Below are 17,067 nucleotides of genomic sequence, written 5' to 3' on the forward strand. Positions count from 1 at the left end.
CCCGGCTCGTGAGAGATCCGCCATGCGCATCACCGCCATCCGCGACATCGTCGCGCCGATCAAGTCGGACATCGCCAACGCCTGGATCGACTTCTCGACCATGACGGCGAGCGTGGTCGCGGTGGTGACCGACCGGGTGGTCGACGGTCGCCCGGTCGTCGGCTTCGGCTTCAACTCCAACGGTCGCTACGCGCCGCAGGGGCTGTTGCGCGAGCGCTTCATCCCGCGCCTCCTGGCCGCCGGCCCGGACGATCTCCTGGGCGAGGACGGTCTGATCGACCCGCACCGGGCTTGGGGCGCGATGATGAGGAACGAGAAGCCCGGCGGCCACGGCGAGCGCTCGGTGGCGGTCGGCGTCCTCGACATGGCCCTGTGGGACGCGCTGGCCAAGGCGAAGGGCGTGCCGCTCTGGCGGCTGCTGGCCGACCGCTACCGCGGCGGCGACGCCGATCCGACGGCCTGGGTCTACGCGGCGGGCGGCTACTGCTACCCGGGCAAGGGCCTCGACGCCCTTCAGGACGAGATGCGCTCCTATCTCGACCGCGGCTACAGCACCGTGAAGATGAAGGTCGGGCTGGTGCCGCTCGACGAGGATGTCGCCCGGATCGAGGCGGTGCTGGACGTGCTCGGCGGCGACGGCTCGCGCCTCTGCGTCGACGTCAACGGCCGCTTCACCCTGGAGGAGGCGATCCGCTTCGGCCGGGCGGTCGCGCCCTACGGCCTGCGCTGGTACGAGGAGCCGGTCGATCCCCTCGACTACCTGGCCCATGCCGCGCTCGCCACGACCTATGACGGGGCGCTCGCCACCGGCGAGAATCTGTTCTCGCACCAGGATGCCCGCAACCTGATCCGCCACGGCGGCTTGAGGCCCGACCGGGACATCCTGCAATTCGATCCCGCCCTGTCCTACGGGCTGGTCGAGTACCTGCGCACCCTCGACGTGCTGCGCGCCCATGGCTGGTCGCCGCGCCGCTGCGTGCCCCACGGGGGGCATCAATTCGCCCTCAACATCGCGGTGGGCCTCGGGCTCGGCGGCAACGAGAGCTACCCGGACGTCTTCGCCCCGTTCGGGGGCTTTGCCGATGCGGTGCCGGTGGCGGACAGCCGCGTCGCGATGCCGGACCTGCCCGGCATCGGCTTCGAGGCGAAATCCGCGCTCTACGCGGTGATGCGGGTGCTGGAGCAGGGGTGAGGCGGTGACCGGAGGGCGCGCGGACGGCCAAGGGGACGGCCAAGGGCAAGCAGTCCTGCCGAGAGCGCTCTCCTGCTTTCAGAGTCTGCCCGGCTGATCGATGCACTCCATCCCACCCGCAACCTCATCCTGAGAGTCTGTCCGGGAAGAATTTGTTTTTTCGGAGCGCGTTGCGGTTCGCGCCGACAGGCGTATGCTTGAGCGATGTGGACGCCTGAGAACCGCCAGCGGTACGACCGCAGCAAGCTTCGCTATCCCACTGATTTGACGGATGAGGAATGGGCGCTTGTTGCTCCCCTTCTCCCGCCGGCTCGACGCGGGGGAAACAAACGAACGGTTGATCTGCGCGAGGTGGTCAACGGCTTGATGTATGTCCTTGGAACGGGGTGCCAATGGCGCGCTATCCCAAAAGATCTACCGCCTCGCTCGACGGTGCATGGCTACTTCGATCTATGGGATTACGACGGAACTCTCCTGCGCATCCATCACACCCTCTACGTTCTCTGCCGCGAACAGGCAGGACGTGAGGCCAGCCCAACGGCAGCGATCATTGACAGCCAGAGCGTCAAGAGCGCGGAAAAAGGGGGCGCACGATCGACCCGTCCGGCTATGATGCGGGCAAGAAGATCAAAGGCAAGAAGCGCCATCTCCTCGTCGATACGCAAGGTCTGCTGATGCATGCTCTGGTGCATCCGGCCGACGTGCAGGATCGTGATGGCGGCGTATGGGTCATGGCGACGCTGTTTAGTCTCTACCCGTTCCTGCTGAAGCTGTATGCAGATGGCGGCTACCAGGGGCCGGTGTTCCGGGAGGCGTTGGAACGGGTCTGCCGGTCTGTGACGGTGGAAATCGTCAAGCGGTCGGATCAGGCGGTCGGGTTCGAGGTCCTGCCCAAGCGCTGGATCGTGGAGCGGACGATTGGTTGGCTCAATCGCTGCCGGCGGCTGGCGAAGGATTGGGGGTGCCGCACCCGCAAGGCGCTGGCTTTCCTGCGCCTTTGCCATGCCGAGAACCCGTCCCCCGTACCCGGCGGAGTTCCGCCGCCAGATGGTCGAGTTGGTCCGCGCCGGACGCGATCCGACCGACCTCGCCCGTGAGTTCGAGCCGTCGGCTCAAGCCATCCGCAACTGGGTGGCCGAGGCCGACCAACTGGAAGGCCGCCGGGAGGTGAAGCCTCCCGCCGTGGAGGCTGCCCTGTCGGCGAGCGAGCGCGATGAGCTCCTTCGGTTGCGGCGCGAGAACCGTCAGCTGAAGCTGGAGCGCGACATCCTCTCTCGCGCGACAGCCTGGTTTGCGCGCGAGACCGGAGTTCTGCCGTCGGGATCTTCCGGTTCATGAGCGAAGAACCAGGCGCACTTCCCGGTCGCCGTCATGGCGCGCGTGCTGGGCGTCTCGAAGGCCGGATACTATGCCTGGTCCGGCCGTCCCCTCTCGGCGCGGGCTCAGGCGGACGAGGTGCTGCTCCGGCGCATCCGCACGATCCACCTGGGCTCGCGCCAGACCTACGGCTCGCCGCGGGTCCAGGCAGAGTTGCGCGACCAGGGCGAGGCTCACAGCCGCAAGCGCATCGCCCGGCTGATGCGACAGGCGGGTCTCGTCGGGGCGTGCCATCGCCGCGGCGGGCCGGTGACGACGCGGCGCGACCAGGAGGCTCGGCCGGCCCCGGACCTGGTCGACCGCAGCTTTGCGGCCGATGAACCCAACCGGCTGTGGGTCGCAGACATCACCTACATCCCGACGAGGGCCGGGTTCCTCTACCTGGCCATCGTACTCGACGCGTTCAGCCGTCGGATCGTCGGCTGGTCCATGGCCGATCACCTCCGAACTGAACTGGTACTGGACGCGCTCGAGATGGCTGTCGGCCAGAGGAAGCCGCGAGATGTGATCCACCACTCGGATCAGGGCTCGCAATATACGTCGCTGGCCTTCGGCAGCCGCTGCCGCGAGGCGGGTGTGCGACCCTCGAGGGGCTCGGTCGGTGACGCCTACGACAACGCCATGGCCGAGAGCTTCTTCTCGACCCTGGAATGCGAACTCCTCGCCCGCCGGCGCTTCCACTCCCGGCCCGAAGCCCGCATGGCCCTCTTCAGCTACCTCGAGGGCTTCTACAACCCAGTGCGGCGACACTCCGCCCTGGGCTACCGCTCACCCCTCGTCTACGAACAGGAGCACCGCCCAAAACCCGCAACCGAGATCCTGCTCAGCCAAGCCCCATAGCCGTCCACAGAAACGGGGCAATCCCACATCGCCAACCTGGATGAGTTGGAACGCGTGGTCGAGCAGCGGTGCGCGACCTTAAGCGAGCAGCCCGACCTCATCAGCTCACGCACAAGCTTCCACTGGCTGCCCAAAACCGCAAAGCCAAAGCCCAAGCTGCCCTAATCAACCGGAAAGCGTATCACACCCGGATATCGAGCCGCTGGCCCTGCCCGGGCGGCGCGGGAGCATTCGCCGCCGTCTCGGCCACGAGGCCGGCGACGGCGCGCTCGGCATCGAGCTGGCGGCGGACCGCGAGGGTCGCGACCTGCCGGGTGAAGGCGGCGCCTTGCTGGGAGACGGCGCCGGAGATGAGGGAGGCGGTGTCGAGGCTCATGCCGCCATCCTGCGTCGAAACCTTGAGCGGGCCGTGAACGCGTCAGCTCAAAAGCTGCGACATCCGGGCGAGCGCGGCGGCGAATCCCGCGAGCGGCACCGTGATGGTCTCGGCCTCGCCGTTGGGCTTGGTGCCGGTGACGCGCAGGTTCACGGCGGTCTTCATCGCGTCGGTGGCCACCGTCGGGAAGCTGATCGGCACGATGCAACCGGCCTGGACGCAGGAGGTGTAGGGCGCGCCCTTGCCGAGGGTCGCGTCGTCGAGCTTGAAGGTCACGCCGGGATCGATCGACAGGCCGAGCGGCATCAGCAGAAGACCGGTACTGCGGCCGTCCTGGGGGGCGTTCAGCTCGATGCTGAAGCGGCGCTGCCCGGTCTGGGCCACCCCTTGCGCCTGCAACAGCTGGCACTGGCGCTTGTCGTTGTCGCGGGTGCAACTGATGGTCCAGTCGCCGTAGACTTCGCTGACCGCGCTCGCGCCGTTGGGCCAGGCTCCGGTCGGGGCCGCGACCGCGGCGGGTGCCGCCTCGGCCTTCGGGGCCGGCGCGGGCTTCGGCGCAGGGCGGCGGGGCTTCGGCGCGGGCTTGTGGGCCGGAGGGGCCTCGGCCGCCGGGGCCTCGCCGGCGGGTTCCTCCTGGGCACGCGCGGGCCCTGCGACGAGGGCGGCGAGGACCAGGAGGCTGGCGAGGGACGGGCGGCAGGGCGACATGATGCAATCCTCGACGCCCGCGCACGCCGGCGCGCGGGCCTTCACACTCGCGGTCCGCTCTAGAGCGCGACGCGCCGGAAGGGAAGCCGCGGCGGGTGCGATCCCGCCGTCATGCCCTTGAAATAACTTGGATTTATTCCAATCAGCGCCTTTGCGTCAGTCGATGTTTTCAGGCCTTGATCGGCGTCAGCCGATGTCTTCGTGCCCTGATCGGCCTCAGCCGATGTCCTCGTGCCCTGATCGGCGTCAGCCGATGTCCTCGTGCCAAGTGCGGCCGTCGCGCTCGATCAGCGCGATGGCGGCGGTGGGACCCCAGGTCCCGGCCGGATAGGGGCGCGGCGGCTCCGGGCGGTCGGCCCAGGCGTTGAGCAGGGTGTCGGCCCAGGCCCAGGCGGCCTCCACCTCGTCGCGGCGCATGAACAGGGTGGCGTTGCCCCGCACCACGTCCATCAGCAGGCGCTCGTAGGCATCCGGATAGCGCTGGTTGAAGGTCTCCTCGAACGAGATGTCGAGGCCGGTCGCCCGCAGGCGCATGCCGCCGGGGCCCGGCTCCTTGGTCATCACCTCGAGCTTGATGCCCTCCTGCGGCTGCAGCCGGATCACCAGCCGGTTCGGCTCGCGGGCGAACTCGTCCGAGAAGATGCTGAACGGCGAGGAGCGGAACTGCACCACGATCTCGGAGACCTTTTGCGGCAGCCGCTTGCCGGTGCGCAGGTAGAACGGCACCCCGGCCCAGCGCGGGGTCATCAGCTCGAGCCTCAACGCCACGAAGGTCTCGGTCAGGCTCGACCGGTCCTCGGCGAGGTCGGCGACGTAACCCGGCACCGGCTGGCCGTTCACCGCGCCGGCGACGTACTGGCCGCGCACGGTGCGCAGCGGCACCTCGTGGGCGGGGATCGGCTTCAAGGCGCGCAGCACCTTCAGCTTCTCGTCGCGCACCGCATCGGCGTCGAGCGAGAGCGGGCTCTCCATGCCGAGCAGGCAGAGGAGCTGCAGCATGTGGTTCTGCAGCATGTCGCGCAGTGCGCCCGACGTGTCGTAGTAGCCGCCGCGGCCCTCGACCCCCACCGTCTCGGCCACGGTGATCTGCACGTGGTCGATCACGTCGGCGTTCCACAGCCGCTCGAAGATCGTGTTGGCAAAGCGCAGGGCCAGGAGATTCTGCACCGTCTCCTTGCCGAGGTAATGGTCGATGCGGAAGATCTGGCTCTCGGGAAAGACCTTGCCGACCTGGTCGTTGATGGCCCGCGCCGAGGCGAGGTCGTGGCCGATCGGCTTCTCCAGCACCACGCGGGAGCGCTCGCCGATCAGGCCATGGGCGCTGAGGTTGCGGCAGATCGCACCGTACAGGCTCGGCGAGGTGGCGAGATAATAGGGCCGGACGTGGTTCGGATGCTCGGCGAGCAGGTTCGCCAGATCCTCCCAGCCCGCATCCCCTGCCCCATCCACCGCGACATAGGCCAGGTGGTCGAGGAAGCGCGTCGCCGTGTCGGACTCGCGATCGGCGGCCGGGACGTGGCGCTCGAGCGCTGCGGCGGCGAGGTCGCGGTACTCCCCGGTGCTCAGATGGGTGCGTGCTGCGGCGATGATGCGGCTCTCCTCCGGGATCTGCCGATCGCGGAAGCGGTAATAGAGCGCCGGCAGCAGCTTGCGCATCGTCAGGTCGCCGGTGGCGCCGAACACGACGGCATCGAAGGGGGCGACGGGGATGATCTTGTGCATCGGGTGACGGGTCTCCCGCTGGGACCGGCCGGCCCTGCAAGGGCGCGGCCAGTCTGTGTCTTTCGGCGGATTGTCCTACCCGCAACCTCATCCTGAGGTGCGACCGTAAGGGAGCCTCGAAGGAGGGCTGCAGAAATCTCAGGGCTGTCTGGAGCCCTCCTTCGAGGCTCGCGCCGCTCACTCCTCAGGATGAGGTCGCGAGCGGGAGGACGAGGGTGGGTTTGGTGCTTGCCTCTCCGAGAGACGAGCTCTCAGAACGAGGCCGGGGTGGCCGCGGCCTCCTTGATCCCCTCGTCCGCCCCTTTCGCCCCGCCCTCCAGGGGCGCCTCCATATGGGCGGCGAAGGCCGCCTTGTGGTCGGGGTGCCAGCGCGACAGGGCCGGGCGGTTGCGGATCACGTCGTCGGAAGACCAGCGCATCCGCTTCTCGTCCATCTCCCGGGTGGTCTCGTTGTCCGGGCACAGGATGTAGAAATCGCCGGCCGCCATCTTGTCGAGGAGGACATCCACGGTCTCCTCCGGCGTCCAGGCGCCGGCCGGCTTCTCGGCCACGCCGCGGGCGCGGGTGAGGCCGGTATAGACGAAGCCCGGGATCAGCAGATGGGCGGTGACGAGCGACCGCGCCTCGCGCAACTCGTGCGCCAGCGCCTCGGCCGTCACCTTCACGCCCGCCTTGCTGACGTTGTAGGGCGTGTTGCCCGGCGGGGTCGTGATGCCCTGCTTCGAGCCGGTGACGATCACCGCGCCGGGCTGCCTCGCCTCGATCATCCCCGGCACGAAGGTCTGGACGGCGTTGACGACGCCCCAGAGGTTTGTGTCGACGATGCGGTGCCAGGTCGCGGCGTCGGAGAAGAATCGGCCGCCGGCCTCGATGCCGGCATTGGCCATCAGCACCGCGATCGATCCGAGGGCTTCGGCCTCTCGGCGCAGGGCCTCCAGCGCCTCCGGCTTCGTCACGTCGGTCGGCACCGCGCGGACATCCGCCTCGCCGCCGGGGGAGGCCGCCGCGACCGCGCGGCCGGCCTGGTCCAGGGCCTCGCCGGGGAGGTCGGCCAGCACCACCCGCATGCCCACCCGGGCAAAGGCGGTGGCGGCCGCCAGGCCGATGCCGCTCGCTGCGCCGGTAACGACGGCGACGCGGCCCTTCGCGAGTGCGGGGTGGTAATTCATTCTGCGCTCCGCCGGGACCATGAGGCTCGTGTCACGGCGGCAGGTAGGCAGCCGCGCGGAAAACACCACGGGCGACGGCGTAAAAATCGTCGGGGGCCTCTCCATGCACTGCGCCCGGCCTCCGTTGCCGAAGGCCGGGCGCAGGGTCGCTCGGCTGTGATTCACTCGCCCGAGGATTCGGCGGGCTTCGGGAACAGCTCGCCGGCGGGCTCGCCCTCGGCCCCCTCGAACCGGGTGCGGCGGCGACGGCGCGGCCGCGGCGCCGGAGCCTCGGCCTCCGCCTCGACCGGCATGGCGGGGGGTGCCGGCGGCGCGTCCTCGACCGGGGTGGGCGCCGGGGCGGCGGGACGCACCGGGGTGGTCAGGAAAGCCGGCAGGCCGGTCGGCTCGTCGGCGGCCAGGACCGGCTCGGAGCGGGGCTCCTCGCGGCGACGTTCGCGGCGGAACTCGGAGCGGCCGCCCTCGCGGTAGCCCTCCGGTCTCGGGCTCTCTTGCCGTAGGTTCTCTTGCCGTGGGTTCTCCTGCCGCGGGGCCTCCTGACGCACCGGCTCCTGCCGGGGCTGCTCGGCACGGGACAGGTCCTGGCGCTCGCCGGCCTGCCTGTCGGGACGATCTTGCCGATCGGGGCGGTCCTGGCGCTCAGGACGGTCCTGGCGCTCGGCCCGCTGCTCGACCCGCTCCTGGCGGTCGCGCTGCTGACGCTCCTGGCGGTTCTGGAAGCGCTCGCGGCGCTCCTGCCGGTCGGGCCGGTCCTGGCGCTGCTGATCCTGCCGCGGCTGGTCCTGGCGGTCGAAGCGGGACGGGCGGTCGTCGCCGCCCCTGTCGTAGGGCTGCGGCTGCTGGCCGGGGTCGCCGTAATCGTCGGCGGCGCCGTAGCCGGACTGAGGATAACCGTTGGCGCCGCCGCGCTCCTGCTGCTGCGGGTAACCGTTGGCCGGCGCGCCCTCGTCGTCGCCGTCATCCTCGTCGTCATAGCCCTGGCGGCCGTAATTGGCGCCATATTGCTGGCGGTATTGCTCGTTCGCCGCCGTGATGATGCGAAAATAGTGCTCGCCGTGCTGGAAGTAGTTCTCGGCCATCACGGGATCGCCGCTCGCCTGGGCGTCGCGGGCGAGCTGGGCGTATTTCTCGGCGATGTGCTGGGCGGTACCGCGGATCTTCACATCGGGGCCGTTCGACTCGTAGGCCCGGGTCAGCGGGTTCGGCCCCTTGTTGTTGGTGCGGTTGCGACCACGCATACGCCTGTTCTGGTTCGGTCTCATCGGCCTCGACTGACCCTCTTCGACGACTTGAAGGGCGGAACTTCACGCGCGCGGCGGGTCTTCGTCCGCGAAGCCGGGGGCCTCTGCCGGGCCCTGTTCCGTCTCCGCAGCGATGTCCGCCTTGCCCTGTGCGACCGCGGGCCGTCTCACGATCCGGCCACCGTCGATCCACAGATGCGGTGCACCGGACCGCCTACGCGCTCATTGGTCTGCCCGGTGGTGGAAGATCGTCCGAAGGTCCGCGCTCAATGTCGCGCCTGAGAACTGAGCCTGGCTGTGTTGTCCGGACCGTTCACGATCTGCCCCGGGACGTTAGCGGGTTAGACCCGCCGCGCCAAGTGACCTCGCACCGATTTTGCGCACAAAGGCCACAGGAACCTGAAGAATCCACGTCAGGATGCGTTCCCCGCGGTCATGACGACCACCCGCGGGTGCCCGGCGAGGTCGCGCCGCACCTCCGCGCGCAAGCCGTGATCGGCGGCGAGCTGCCGCAACGCCGCCTCCTGGTCGTATCCGATCTCGACCAGGAGATGCCCGCCGGGCACGAGGAGAGGCGGCACCTGGGCCAGGATGGTACGGTAGGCGGCGAGCCCGTCAGGCCCGCCATCGAGGGCAAGGCGGGGATCGTGGTCGCGCACCTCCCCGGACAGGCCATCGACGACGCCGCTGGCGATGTAGGGCGGGTTCGCCACCACGAGGTCGAACGGTCCGGCGAGCGACGCGGCCCAGTCGCCGGCGACGAAGGCGGCACGGCCGGCGACGCCGTTGCGGGCGGCATTCATCCGCGCGGTTCCGAGCGCGCCGGGCAACCGGTCGAGGCCGACACCGAAAGTGTGCCGCCATTCGGTGAGCAGGGCCACCAGGATGCAGCCGGAGCCGGTGCCGAGATCGGCGATGCGGGCCGGGCCGTCCGGCCTGAGCCCGAGTGCCGCCTCGACCAGGGTTTCGGTGTCGGGACGCGGCACCAAGGTCTCGGGCGAGAGCCCGAAGGGCAGCCCCCAGAACTCCCAGGCGCCGATGATCCGCGCCACCGGCTCGCCGGCGGTGCGCCGGGCGAGGTAGGCGGTGAGACGCGCAGCCCCCTCCTCGCCGACCGGCTCGGCCCCGCGGAGCGCCAGGTCGGTGGCGGTGATGCACAACGCCTCCTCGACCAGGATACGGGCATCGAGGGCGGCGGCCTCGATGCCGCGGGCCGCGAGGGCATCGGCGGCCATGGCCCGGGCCGCGATCCGGCTCGTCCCAGGCGTGATCGCCGTCACGCCATCCCCTCGGCGGCGAGCAAAGCCGCCTGATGCTCGGTGATGAGCGCGTCCACCACCTCGTCGAGGGCGGTGCCGGCCATCACCTCCTCCAGCTTGTACAGGGTCAGGTTGATGCGGTGATCGGTCACCCGCGCTTGCGGGAAGTTGTAGGTGCGGATCCGCTCCGACCGGTCGCCGCTGCCGACCTGGGCGCGGCGATCCGCGGCGCGGGCGGCATCCTTCTGGCTGCGCTCCTGGTCGTAGAGCTTGGCCCGCAGGAGCGCCATGGCGCGGGCCCGGTTCTTGTGCTGCGAGCGCTCTTCCTGGACGAAGATCACGATGCCGCTCGGCACGTGGGTGATCCGGATCGCCGACTCGGTCTTGTTGACGTGCTGGCCGCCGGCGCCTTGGGCCCGCATCGTATCGATCTTCAGGTCGGATTCGTTGACCTGGATGTCGACCTCTTCCGCCTCCGGCAGCACCGCCACGGTGGCGGCCGAGGTGTGGATGCGCCCCTGCGTCTCGGTGTCGGGCACCCGCTGCACCCGGTGGGCGCCGCTCTCGAACTTCAGCCGGGCGAAGACGCCGCGGCCCTTCACCTCGGCCACCACCTCGCGGTAGCCGCCCATCGTGCCGGGGCTCTCCGAGATGACCTCGACCCGCCAGCCCTTCAGGTCGGCGTAGCGCGAATACATCCGGAAGAGGTCGCCGGCGAAGAGCGCCGCCTCGTCGCCGCCGGTGCCGGCGCGTACCTCCAGGATGGCGCTCTTCTCGTCGGCGGCATCCTTGGGCAGGAGCAGGAGTTGAAGCGCCCGGGCGGCGGCGTCGCGGGCGGCCTCGGCCTCCGGCTTCTCTTCCGCCGCGAGCGCCCGCATCTCGGGATCGCCCTCCTCGATCATCTCCTCGACGCCGCGCAAGGCGCTCTCGGCGGCCCGGAAGGCGCGGATCGCCTCGACGACGGAATCGAGCTCGGAGAGCTCGCGCGAGAGCTGCACGAAGCTCTCCGCCTCGGCCTCCCCGGCGCTCAAGGTGGCGGTGACGATGTCGTGGCGGGCCAGGATGGCGTCGAGACGGTCGGACGGGATCGCGATCATGCAGGAGATATGGCCATTCGCATCGGCCGGTTCAGCCGGGGCGGCCCGCGCCCGGTGCCGGAGATGGTGCCGCGTATAGCAGGTCTGCGGGGGATGGGGAGTCGTGGCGGCCGTGGACAAAAGCCGTGATCGCGTCCCGAGCGCCGGCGGGACCCTTTGCGGATCCGGCACCGATGCGTCAGACCGGCACGCCGTGCTCCTCGGCAAACGCCGCCAAAGCCGGCCGCAACGACGCTCCGTCCCTGGTCCGCGCCAGTTCCTGCTCGAGGAACGCCGCCACCGCGCCGGCATCGATCCCCAGAACCATCGCCTTGACCGGGCCGATCGAGGCCGGCGACATCGAGAGAGCCCGGAAACCCAGCCCGATCAGCGCCATCGCCTCGAGCGGCCGCCCGCCGATCTCGCCGCAGACCGTCGCCGGCGTGCCGGCGGCGTTGGCCCGCTCGGCGATCAGCCGGAAGGCGCGGAGCGCCGCGGCGCTCAACGGGTCGAAGCGGTTGGCGACCTGACGGTTCTCGCGGTCGACCGCGAACAGGAACTGCATCAGGTCGTTCGAGCCGACCGAGAGGAAATCGGCTTCCGCGGCGATCTCGTCCATCTGAAACAGGAGCGAGGGCACCTCGACCATCACGCCGAGGCGGCAATCCGCCGGCAGCGGGTGGCCGTGGCGGGTGAGGTGCGCCTTCTCGCGCTCGACGATTCCCCGCGCCTGGACGAATTCCTCGACGGTCGCGACCATCGGGAACATGATCTTGAGCGGCCGCCCGCGGGCGGCCTTGAGGAGCGCGCGCAGCTGCATCCGCAGGAGGCCCGGCCGGTCGAGGCCGATGCGGATCGCCCGCCAGCCGAGGGCCGGGTTCTCCTCCTCCAGCGCCTTCATGTAGGGCAGCACCTTGTCGCCGCCGATATCGAGGGTCCGGATCGTCACCGGCAGGTCGCCGACGGCGTCGAACACCGCCTCGTACAGGACCTGCTGCTCGGCCGCACTCGGCATCCGCTCGGCGACCATGAACTGCAATTCGGTCCGGAACAGCCCGACCCCCTCGGCCCCGGTCTCGTTCAGGTGCGACAGGTCGACGATGAGGCCGGCATTGAGCTGCAGCCCGACCGCGACGCCGTCGCGGGTGACCGCCGGCACGTCGCGAAGCGCCCGGTACTGCTCCTGGCGCCGAGCCCTGAGCCGCGCCTTCTCGGCATAGGCCGCCTCGATCTCCGGCCCCGGCCGGATCTGGATCTCACCGGTGCCGCCATCGACGATGATGGCGTCGCCGCTCTCGACGAGCGCCGTGGCATTCGCCACCTCGCCCACCGCCGGGATGCCCAGGGCCCGGGCCACGATGGCGATGTGGCTCGTCGGCCCGCCCTCCTCCAGCACGACGCCGCGCAGGCGCGAGCGGTCGTAGTCGAGGAGCGCGGCCGGGCCCATCGAGCGGGCCACCAGGATGGCGTTCTCGGGCATCGCCTCCTGCCCGCCGATCGGGCGGCCGACGAGCTGGCGCAGCAGCCGGTTGGCGAGGTCGTCGAGGTCGTGCAGGCGCTCGCGCAGGTAAGGATCGCTCTGGCGCAGCATCCGGGCGCGGTTGTCCGACTGGACCCGCTCCACCGCGGCCTCGGCCGTGAGGCCCGAGAGCACCGCCTCGCGCATCCGCCGCAGCCAGCCCTGATCGTGGGCGAACATCCTGACGGTCTCGAGCACCTCCCGATGCTCGCCGGCCCCCGCCACGTCGCCGCGCTCGACGAGGTCGTCGATCGCCGCGCGCACCTCCGCGATGGCGGTGTCGAGGCGCGAGGCTTCGCGCTCGACGTTCTCGGCGATCAGGTTGCGCACGACGATGCGCGGCTCGTGCAGCACGACGTGCCCCAGGCCCACGCCGTCGGCCAGCGCCACGCCGCATTGGCTGAGCGCCCGGCGCGAGGCGCTGACCGTGCCGGGCGACAGGGCCTGCAGCTCGCCCGAGGCAATCATCTCCGCCAGCACCATGGCGGTGGTCTGGAGCGCCTCGATCTCCTCCTCGGAATAGACCCGGTAGGTGCGGTTCTGCACCACCAGCACGCCCAGCGTGTTGCCGGCCCGCAGCAGCGGCACGCCCAGGAAGGCGTGATAGACCTCCTCGCCGGTCTCCGGGCGGTAGGAGAAGGCGGGGTGCGACTGGGCGTCGGAGAGCGACAGCGGCTCGGCGGTGGCGGCGATCAGGCCGACCAGACCCTCGCCGGCCCGCATGGTGGTGAGGTGCACCGCCTCGCGGTTCAGGCCCTCGGTGGCGAAGAGCTCCAGGTTGCCGTCGTCGCGCAGGACGTAGACCGAGCAGACTTCCGCGACCATGTTGGACGCGATCAGGACGACGATGCGGTCGAGGCGCGCCTGCGGGCCGACCGGCTCCGCCATGGCCTCGCGAAGGCGGCGCAGTAGCAGGCGCGGGCCTCCAGGCGCTGCGGGCATCGTGTCGTGTTCCACCCTTTGGCGAGCCGGGCCGCGTGTGGCGCAACCGTGAGGCTGGCCTGCGCGGGCCTGACGCATCGGTCCCGTTACCGCCGTATAGCGAGTCCGGCGCCCGGCGGGCAAGCGTCCTTCCGGGGGAGTCGGTTTTCACCGGGGGATGCCGGGGCCGAAAAACGCGAGCGCCCCGCCCGCGATGCATCGCGGGCGGGGCGCTTATCACCATCGGGCCGAGATCGGACTCTGCCCGTATGGCGATCAGGCCTTGTCGAGGCCGTAGAGCGAATGGAGCGTGCGCACGGCGAGCTCGGTGTAGGCGGCGTCGATCAGCACCGAGAACTTGATCTCGGACGTGGTGATCGCCCGGATGTTGATGCCCTTCTCGGCAAGTGCCCGGAACGCCTTGGCGGCGACGCCGGCATGGCTGCGCATGCCGACGCCGATCGCCGAGACCTTCACCACGTCGGTGGCGCCCTCGAGGCGTTCGAACTCGACCGTGCCGGACTGCGCGTCGAGGATCGCCCGGGCGCGCTCGTAATCGGCGGCCGGAACCGTGAAGGTCATGTCGGTGGCCGCACCGTCGCCGGACACGACCTGGATGATCATGTCGACGTTGATGTTGGCGTCCGCCAGGGGACCGAAGATGGCGGCGGCGATGCCGGGCTTGTCCTTCACCCGGCGAAGCGTGATCTGCGCCTCGTCCTTCGAGAAGGCGATGCCCGTGATGATCTGCTGTTCCACGATATCGTCCTCGTCGCAGATGAGGGTGCCGGGGCGGGCGTCGTCGGGGTCGTCGAAGGAGGAGCGCACGGTGGTCGGCACCCGGTGCACCATGGCAAGCTCGACCGAGCGCACCTGGAGCACCTTGGCCCCCAGCGAGGCCATCTCCAGCATCTCCTCGAAGGCCACCTTCTCGAGGCGCTGGGCCTTCGGCACCACCCGGGGGTCGGTGGTGTAGACGCCGTCGACGTCGGTATAGATGTCGCAACGCTCGGCACCGATCGCCGCCGCGACCGCGACCGCGCTGGTGTCGGAGCCGCCTCGGCCGAGGGTGGTCAGGCGGCCGGTCTCGGCATGGATGCCCTGGAAGCCGGCGATCACCGCGACCTCGCCGCGCTTGAACCCGGCATCGAGGCGGGCGCCGTCGATGTTCTGGATGCGGGCCGAGCCGTGCTGGTCGGAGGTCTCGATCGGGATCTGCCAGCCCTGCCAGGAGCGGGCCTTGAAGCCCATCTCGTTGAGCACGATGGCGAGCAGGCCCGACGTGACCTGCTCGCCGGAGGCCACGACCGCGTCGTACTCGGACTGGGCGTAGAGCGCCGAGGCGTCCTTGCACCAGGCCACCAGCTCGTTGGTCTTGCCGGACATCGCCGAGACGACGACCGCCACCTCGTAGCCGGCCCGCACCTCGCGGGCGACGTGGCGGGCGACGTTGCGGATGCGGTCGACCGTGGCGACGGAGGTGCCGCCGAATTTCATCACCAGGCGGGGCATGGGGATCCGATCGAACTTTGTTCTCGTGTGCCGTGAGCCGAAGCCGCGGGCGTCCGGCGGGTACAAGCGGTCCGGGGCGGTGTCAATGTTGACGCAGGATCGCCCCGCGCATGAGGCATCGCGGCGGTTGGCCCGGGGCGGCGGCTGCGCTACCTCGACGGCCGAGATGAATTCCTTATCCCCGCACGAAAGCCTGGCGCCGATGAGCGAACCGACCGGACCCTCGATCGACCGCGACGAGGTCGCCCGCTTCGATCGCCTCGCCGCGACCTGGTGGGACGAGGCCGGACCGATGCGGGTGCTGCATCGCTTCAACCCGGTGCGGCTGACCTATATCCGCGACACGGTCTGCCGCCATGTCGGCCGCGACCCGCTCGCGCCCAACCCCCTCGCGGGGCTGAGCCTCGTCGATGTCGGCTGCGGCGGCGGCGTGCTGTCGGAGCCGCTGGCGCGGCTGGGCGCCGAGGTGACCGGGCTCGACCCGGCGGTGACAAACGTGAAGGTCGCGCAAGCCCATGCCGACGCGGCCGGCGTGCCGGTCCGCTACCGGGCCGAGACGATCGAGGCGGTGGTCGCGGCAGGCGAACGCTTCGACGTGGTCTGCGCCATGGAGGTGGTGGAGCACGTCACCGACATGCCGGCCTTCGTGCGCACGGCCTGCTACGCCGTGAAGCCCGGCGGCCTGCTCTTCGCCGCCACGATCAACCGGACGATGCGCTCCTTCGCGCTGGCCATCGTGGGGGCCGAATACGTCCTCGGCTGGCTGCCGAAGGGCACCCACGACTGGGAGAAGTTCGTCACGCCGGACGAGTTGCGCGGCGCCGTCGAGGGTGGCGGCCTCTCGGTGACGGATACGACCGGCGTCGTGTTCAACCCGCTCACCACCCGCTGGAGCGCCGCCCGCGACACGGCGGTGAACTACATGATCGCCGCCGAGAAGCCGCGACCCTGACGAAGCAACCTCGACCGGTCTCCTCTCGTTTGCGCACGAGATGATGCGAGGAGACAGGTCCATGCTGGAGAAAATTCCTCACGCGGTGGGCGAGGCGTTGTCGGGCCTGCGGGCTGGACTCGAGAAGACCGCCTGCCACGCCGAGTTCGAGGGCGCCCCCGCCGCGATCCGGGTGACGAGCCCGGCCTTCGCCGACGGGTCGGCGCTGCCGGCTCGCTTCACCCAGGACGGAGCCAAGCTCTCGCCGCCGCTCGCCTGGAGCGGGATTCCGTCCGGCACCGCCGCCCTGGTGCTGCTGGTCGAAGACGCCGACAGCCCGACGCCGAAGCCGATCGTCCACGCCATCGCCTGGGACCTCGACCCGACGAGCGACGGCTTGGCCGAGGGTGCGCTGGCAAGCCCCGGCTCGGACGGCACGATCGACGAGGTGGGCAAGAACACGTTTCTCAAGGCCGGCTACCTGCCGCCCGACCCGCCGACCGGCCACGGCCCGCACCGCTACCTGTTCCAGCTCTACGCGCTCAACCGGCATCTCGGGCTCGAGGGCGTTCCCGGTCGCGGCGCGCTGCTCGAGGCCATGCACGGCCATGTGCTCGCCAAGGGGGTGCTCGTCGGCACCTACGAGCGGCGCTGACGGCCAGACCTCTCGCGGCCGGGTGTCTCGCGCCGAACTCTCGCGAAGGTCCCGGCTTGCCAGAGAGCGCGGCCTGGCCCACCACTCGACGCCAGGCCGCCGGCGTGCGGCGGGGAGGATCGGTGGCGATGAAGGCACTCCTGTGCAAGGCGCTCGGCGGGCCGGAAGACCTGGTGATCGAGGAGGTGCCGGATCCGGTGCCCGGCCCGGGCGAGGCCCTGGTGCGGGTGAGCGTCGCAGCGCTCAACTTCTTCGACACGCTGATCATCGCCGGCCGCTACCAGGTGAAGCCGGAACTGCCGTTCTCGCCGGGCGCCGAGGCCTGCGGGGTGATCGAGGCGCTCGGGCCCGGGGTCGAGGCCTTCCGGGTCGGCGAGCGGGTGATCGTCCATCTCGGCTACGGCGCCTGCCGCGAGCGGGTGGTGGCGCCGGTCTCCGGCCTGACCCGCGTCCCGGAGGGCGTCAGCGACGAGCAGGCGGCGGGCCTCTCCGTCACCTACGGCACCTCGCTGCACGCGCTGCAGGACCGGGCGAACCTGAAACCCGGCGAGACCCTGGCGGTGCTCGGC

14 protein-coding genes and 1 pseudogene (1 of these 15 cut by a window edge) are annotated in these 17,067 nt (G+C 70.4%); 6 read left to right on the plus strand and 9 right to left on the minus strand.

Going from position 1 to position 17,067, the window contains the following annotated elements; genetic code table 11:
- Window positions 1–22 precede the first annotated feature (22 nt).
- The 3 genes and pseudogenes from HBB12_RS17405 to HBB12_RS17415 all read left to right on the plus strand — a co-directional run bounded on the left by HBB12_RS17405 (window position 23) and on the right by HBB12_RS17415 (window position 3,409).
- Window positions 23–1,192 carry a mandelate racemase/muconate lactonizing enzyme family protein gene (locus HBB12_RS17405; RefSeq protein WP_236990500.1) on the plus strand — a complete coding sequence of 390 codons (1,170 nt, stop codon included), beginning with the start codon at window positions 23–25 and terminating at the stop codon, window positions 1,190–1,192.
- A gap of 204 nt (window positions 1,193–1,396) precedes the next feature.
- Window positions 1,397–2,289, plus strand: a protein-coding gene (locus HBB12_RS17410; protein ID WP_272913278.1) for an IS5 family transposase whose coding sequence is annotated in 2 segments (ribosomal slippage) — window positions 1,397–1,784 and window positions 1,784–2,289 — 894 coding nt in all. Because the reading frame shifts where the segments join, the coding sequence is not laid out codon by codon here.
- A pseudogene (locus HBB12_RS17415) lies at window positions 2,195–3,409 on the plus strand (IS3 family transposase). The gene HBB12_RS17410 and the pseudogene HBB12_RS17415 overlap by 95 nt, the downstream one beginning before the upstream one ends.
- A 181-nt stretch (window positions 3,410–3,590) precedes the next feature.
- Here HBB12_RS17415 and HBB12_RS17420 read toward each other — a convergent pair.
- The 9 genes from HBB12_RS17420 to HBB12_RS17460 form a co-directional block, all read right to left on the minus strand.
- Window positions 3,591–3,785 (minus strand): hypothetical protein, encoded by a 195-nt coding sequence (locus HBB12_RS17420; protein ID WP_236990501.1) that lies wholly within the window; start codon window positions 3,783–3,785, stop codon window positions 3,591–3,593.
- A 42-nt stretch (window positions 3,786–3,827) separates the two neighbouring features.
- Window positions 3,828–4,493, minus strand: coding sequence for an invasion associated locus B family protein (locus tag HBB12_RS17425; RefSeq protein ID WP_236990502.1), 666 nt, complete (start codon window positions 4,491–4,493; stop codon window positions 3,828–3,830).
- 246 nt (window positions 4,494–4,739) lie between these two features.
- Window positions 4,740–6,215 (minus strand): glucose-6-phosphate dehydrogenase, encoded by a 1,476-nt coding sequence (gene zwf, locus HBB12_RS17430; RefSeq protein WP_236990503.1) that lies wholly within the window; start codon window positions 6,213–6,215, stop codon window positions 4,740–4,742.
- A 251-nt stretch (window positions 6,216–6,466) separates the two neighbouring features.
- Window positions 6,467–7,384: an SDR family NAD(P)-dependent oxidoreductase gene (locus HBB12_RS17435; protein WP_236990504.1), complete on the minus strand. Its 918-nt coding sequence runs from the start codon at window positions 7,382–7,384 to the stop codon at window positions 6,467–6,469.
- A gap of 161 nt (window positions 7,385–7,545) precedes the next feature.
- Complete coding sequence (locus HBB12_RS17440) at window positions 7,546–8,622, minus strand: DUF4167 domain-containing protein (RefSeq protein ID WP_236990505.1); 1,077 nt, start codon at window positions 8,620–8,622, stop codon at window positions 7,546–7,548.
- 416 nt (window positions 8,623–9,038) lie between these two features.
- Window positions 9,039–9,860, minus strand: a complete 822-nt coding sequence (gene prmC / locus HBB12_RS17445; protein ID WP_236992814.1) for a peptide chain release factor N(5)-glutamine methyltransferase — start codon at window positions 9,858–9,860, stop codon at window positions 9,039–9,041.
- A 41-nt stretch (window positions 9,861–9,901) separates the two neighbouring features.
- On the minus strand, window positions 9,902–10,981 hold the full coding sequence (prfA, locus tag HBB12_RS17450) for a peptide chain release factor 1 (protein ID WP_236990506.1): 1,080 nt from the start codon (window positions 10,979–10,981) through the stop codon (window positions 9,902–9,904).
- A gap of 178 nt (window positions 10,982–11,159) precedes the next feature.
- Entirely contained in the window at window positions 11,160–13,421 is a 2,262-nt protein-coding gene (gene ptsP, locus HBB12_RS17455) for a phosphoenolpyruvate--protein phosphotransferase (protein ID WP_236990507.1), read from the minus strand.
- 255 nt (window positions 13,422–13,676) lie between these two features.
- Window positions 13,677–14,912: an aspartate kinase gene (locus tag HBB12_RS17460; RefSeq protein ID WP_236990508.1), complete on the minus strand. Its 1,236-nt coding sequence runs from the start codon at window positions 14,910–14,912 to the stop codon at window positions 13,677–13,679.
- A gap of 202 nt (window positions 14,913–15,114) precedes the next feature.
- Here HBB12_RS17460 and ubiG point away from each other — a divergent pair, with 202 nt between their 5' ends.
- From ubiG to HBB12_RS17475, 3 genes are all read left to right on the plus strand, one after another.
- Window positions 15,115–15,864, plus strand: coding sequence for a bifunctional 2-polyprenyl-6-hydroxyphenol methylase/3-demethylubiquinol 3-O-methyltransferase UbiG (gene ubiG, locus HBB12_RS17465; RefSeq protein ID WP_236990509.1), 750 nt, complete (start codon window positions 15,115–15,117; stop codon window positions 15,862–15,864).
- Between the two features lie 61 nt (window positions 15,865–15,925).
- A complete protein-coding gene (locus HBB12_RS17470) occupies window positions 15,926–16,498 on the plus strand; it encodes a YbhB/YbcL family Raf kinase inhibitor-like protein (RefSeq protein WP_236990510.1) in 573 nt (190 codons plus the stop codon).
- A 128-nt stretch (window positions 16,499–16,626) separates the two neighbouring features.
- Window positions 16,627–17,067 carry the beginning of an NADPH:quinone oxidoreductase family protein gene (locus tag HBB12_RS17475; RefSeq protein WP_236990511.1) on the plus strand. 534 nt of this gene lie beyond the right edge of the window, so the window shows 441 of its 975 coding nt (coding positions 1–441); the start codon lies at window positions 16,627–16,629; the stop codon falls past the right edge of the window.

The organism is Methylobacterium sp. SyP6R, from assembly GCF_019216885.1.
Taxonomy (GTDB): domain Bacteria; phylum Pseudomonadota; class Alphaproteobacteria; order Rhizobiales; family Beijerinckiaceae; genus Methylobacterium.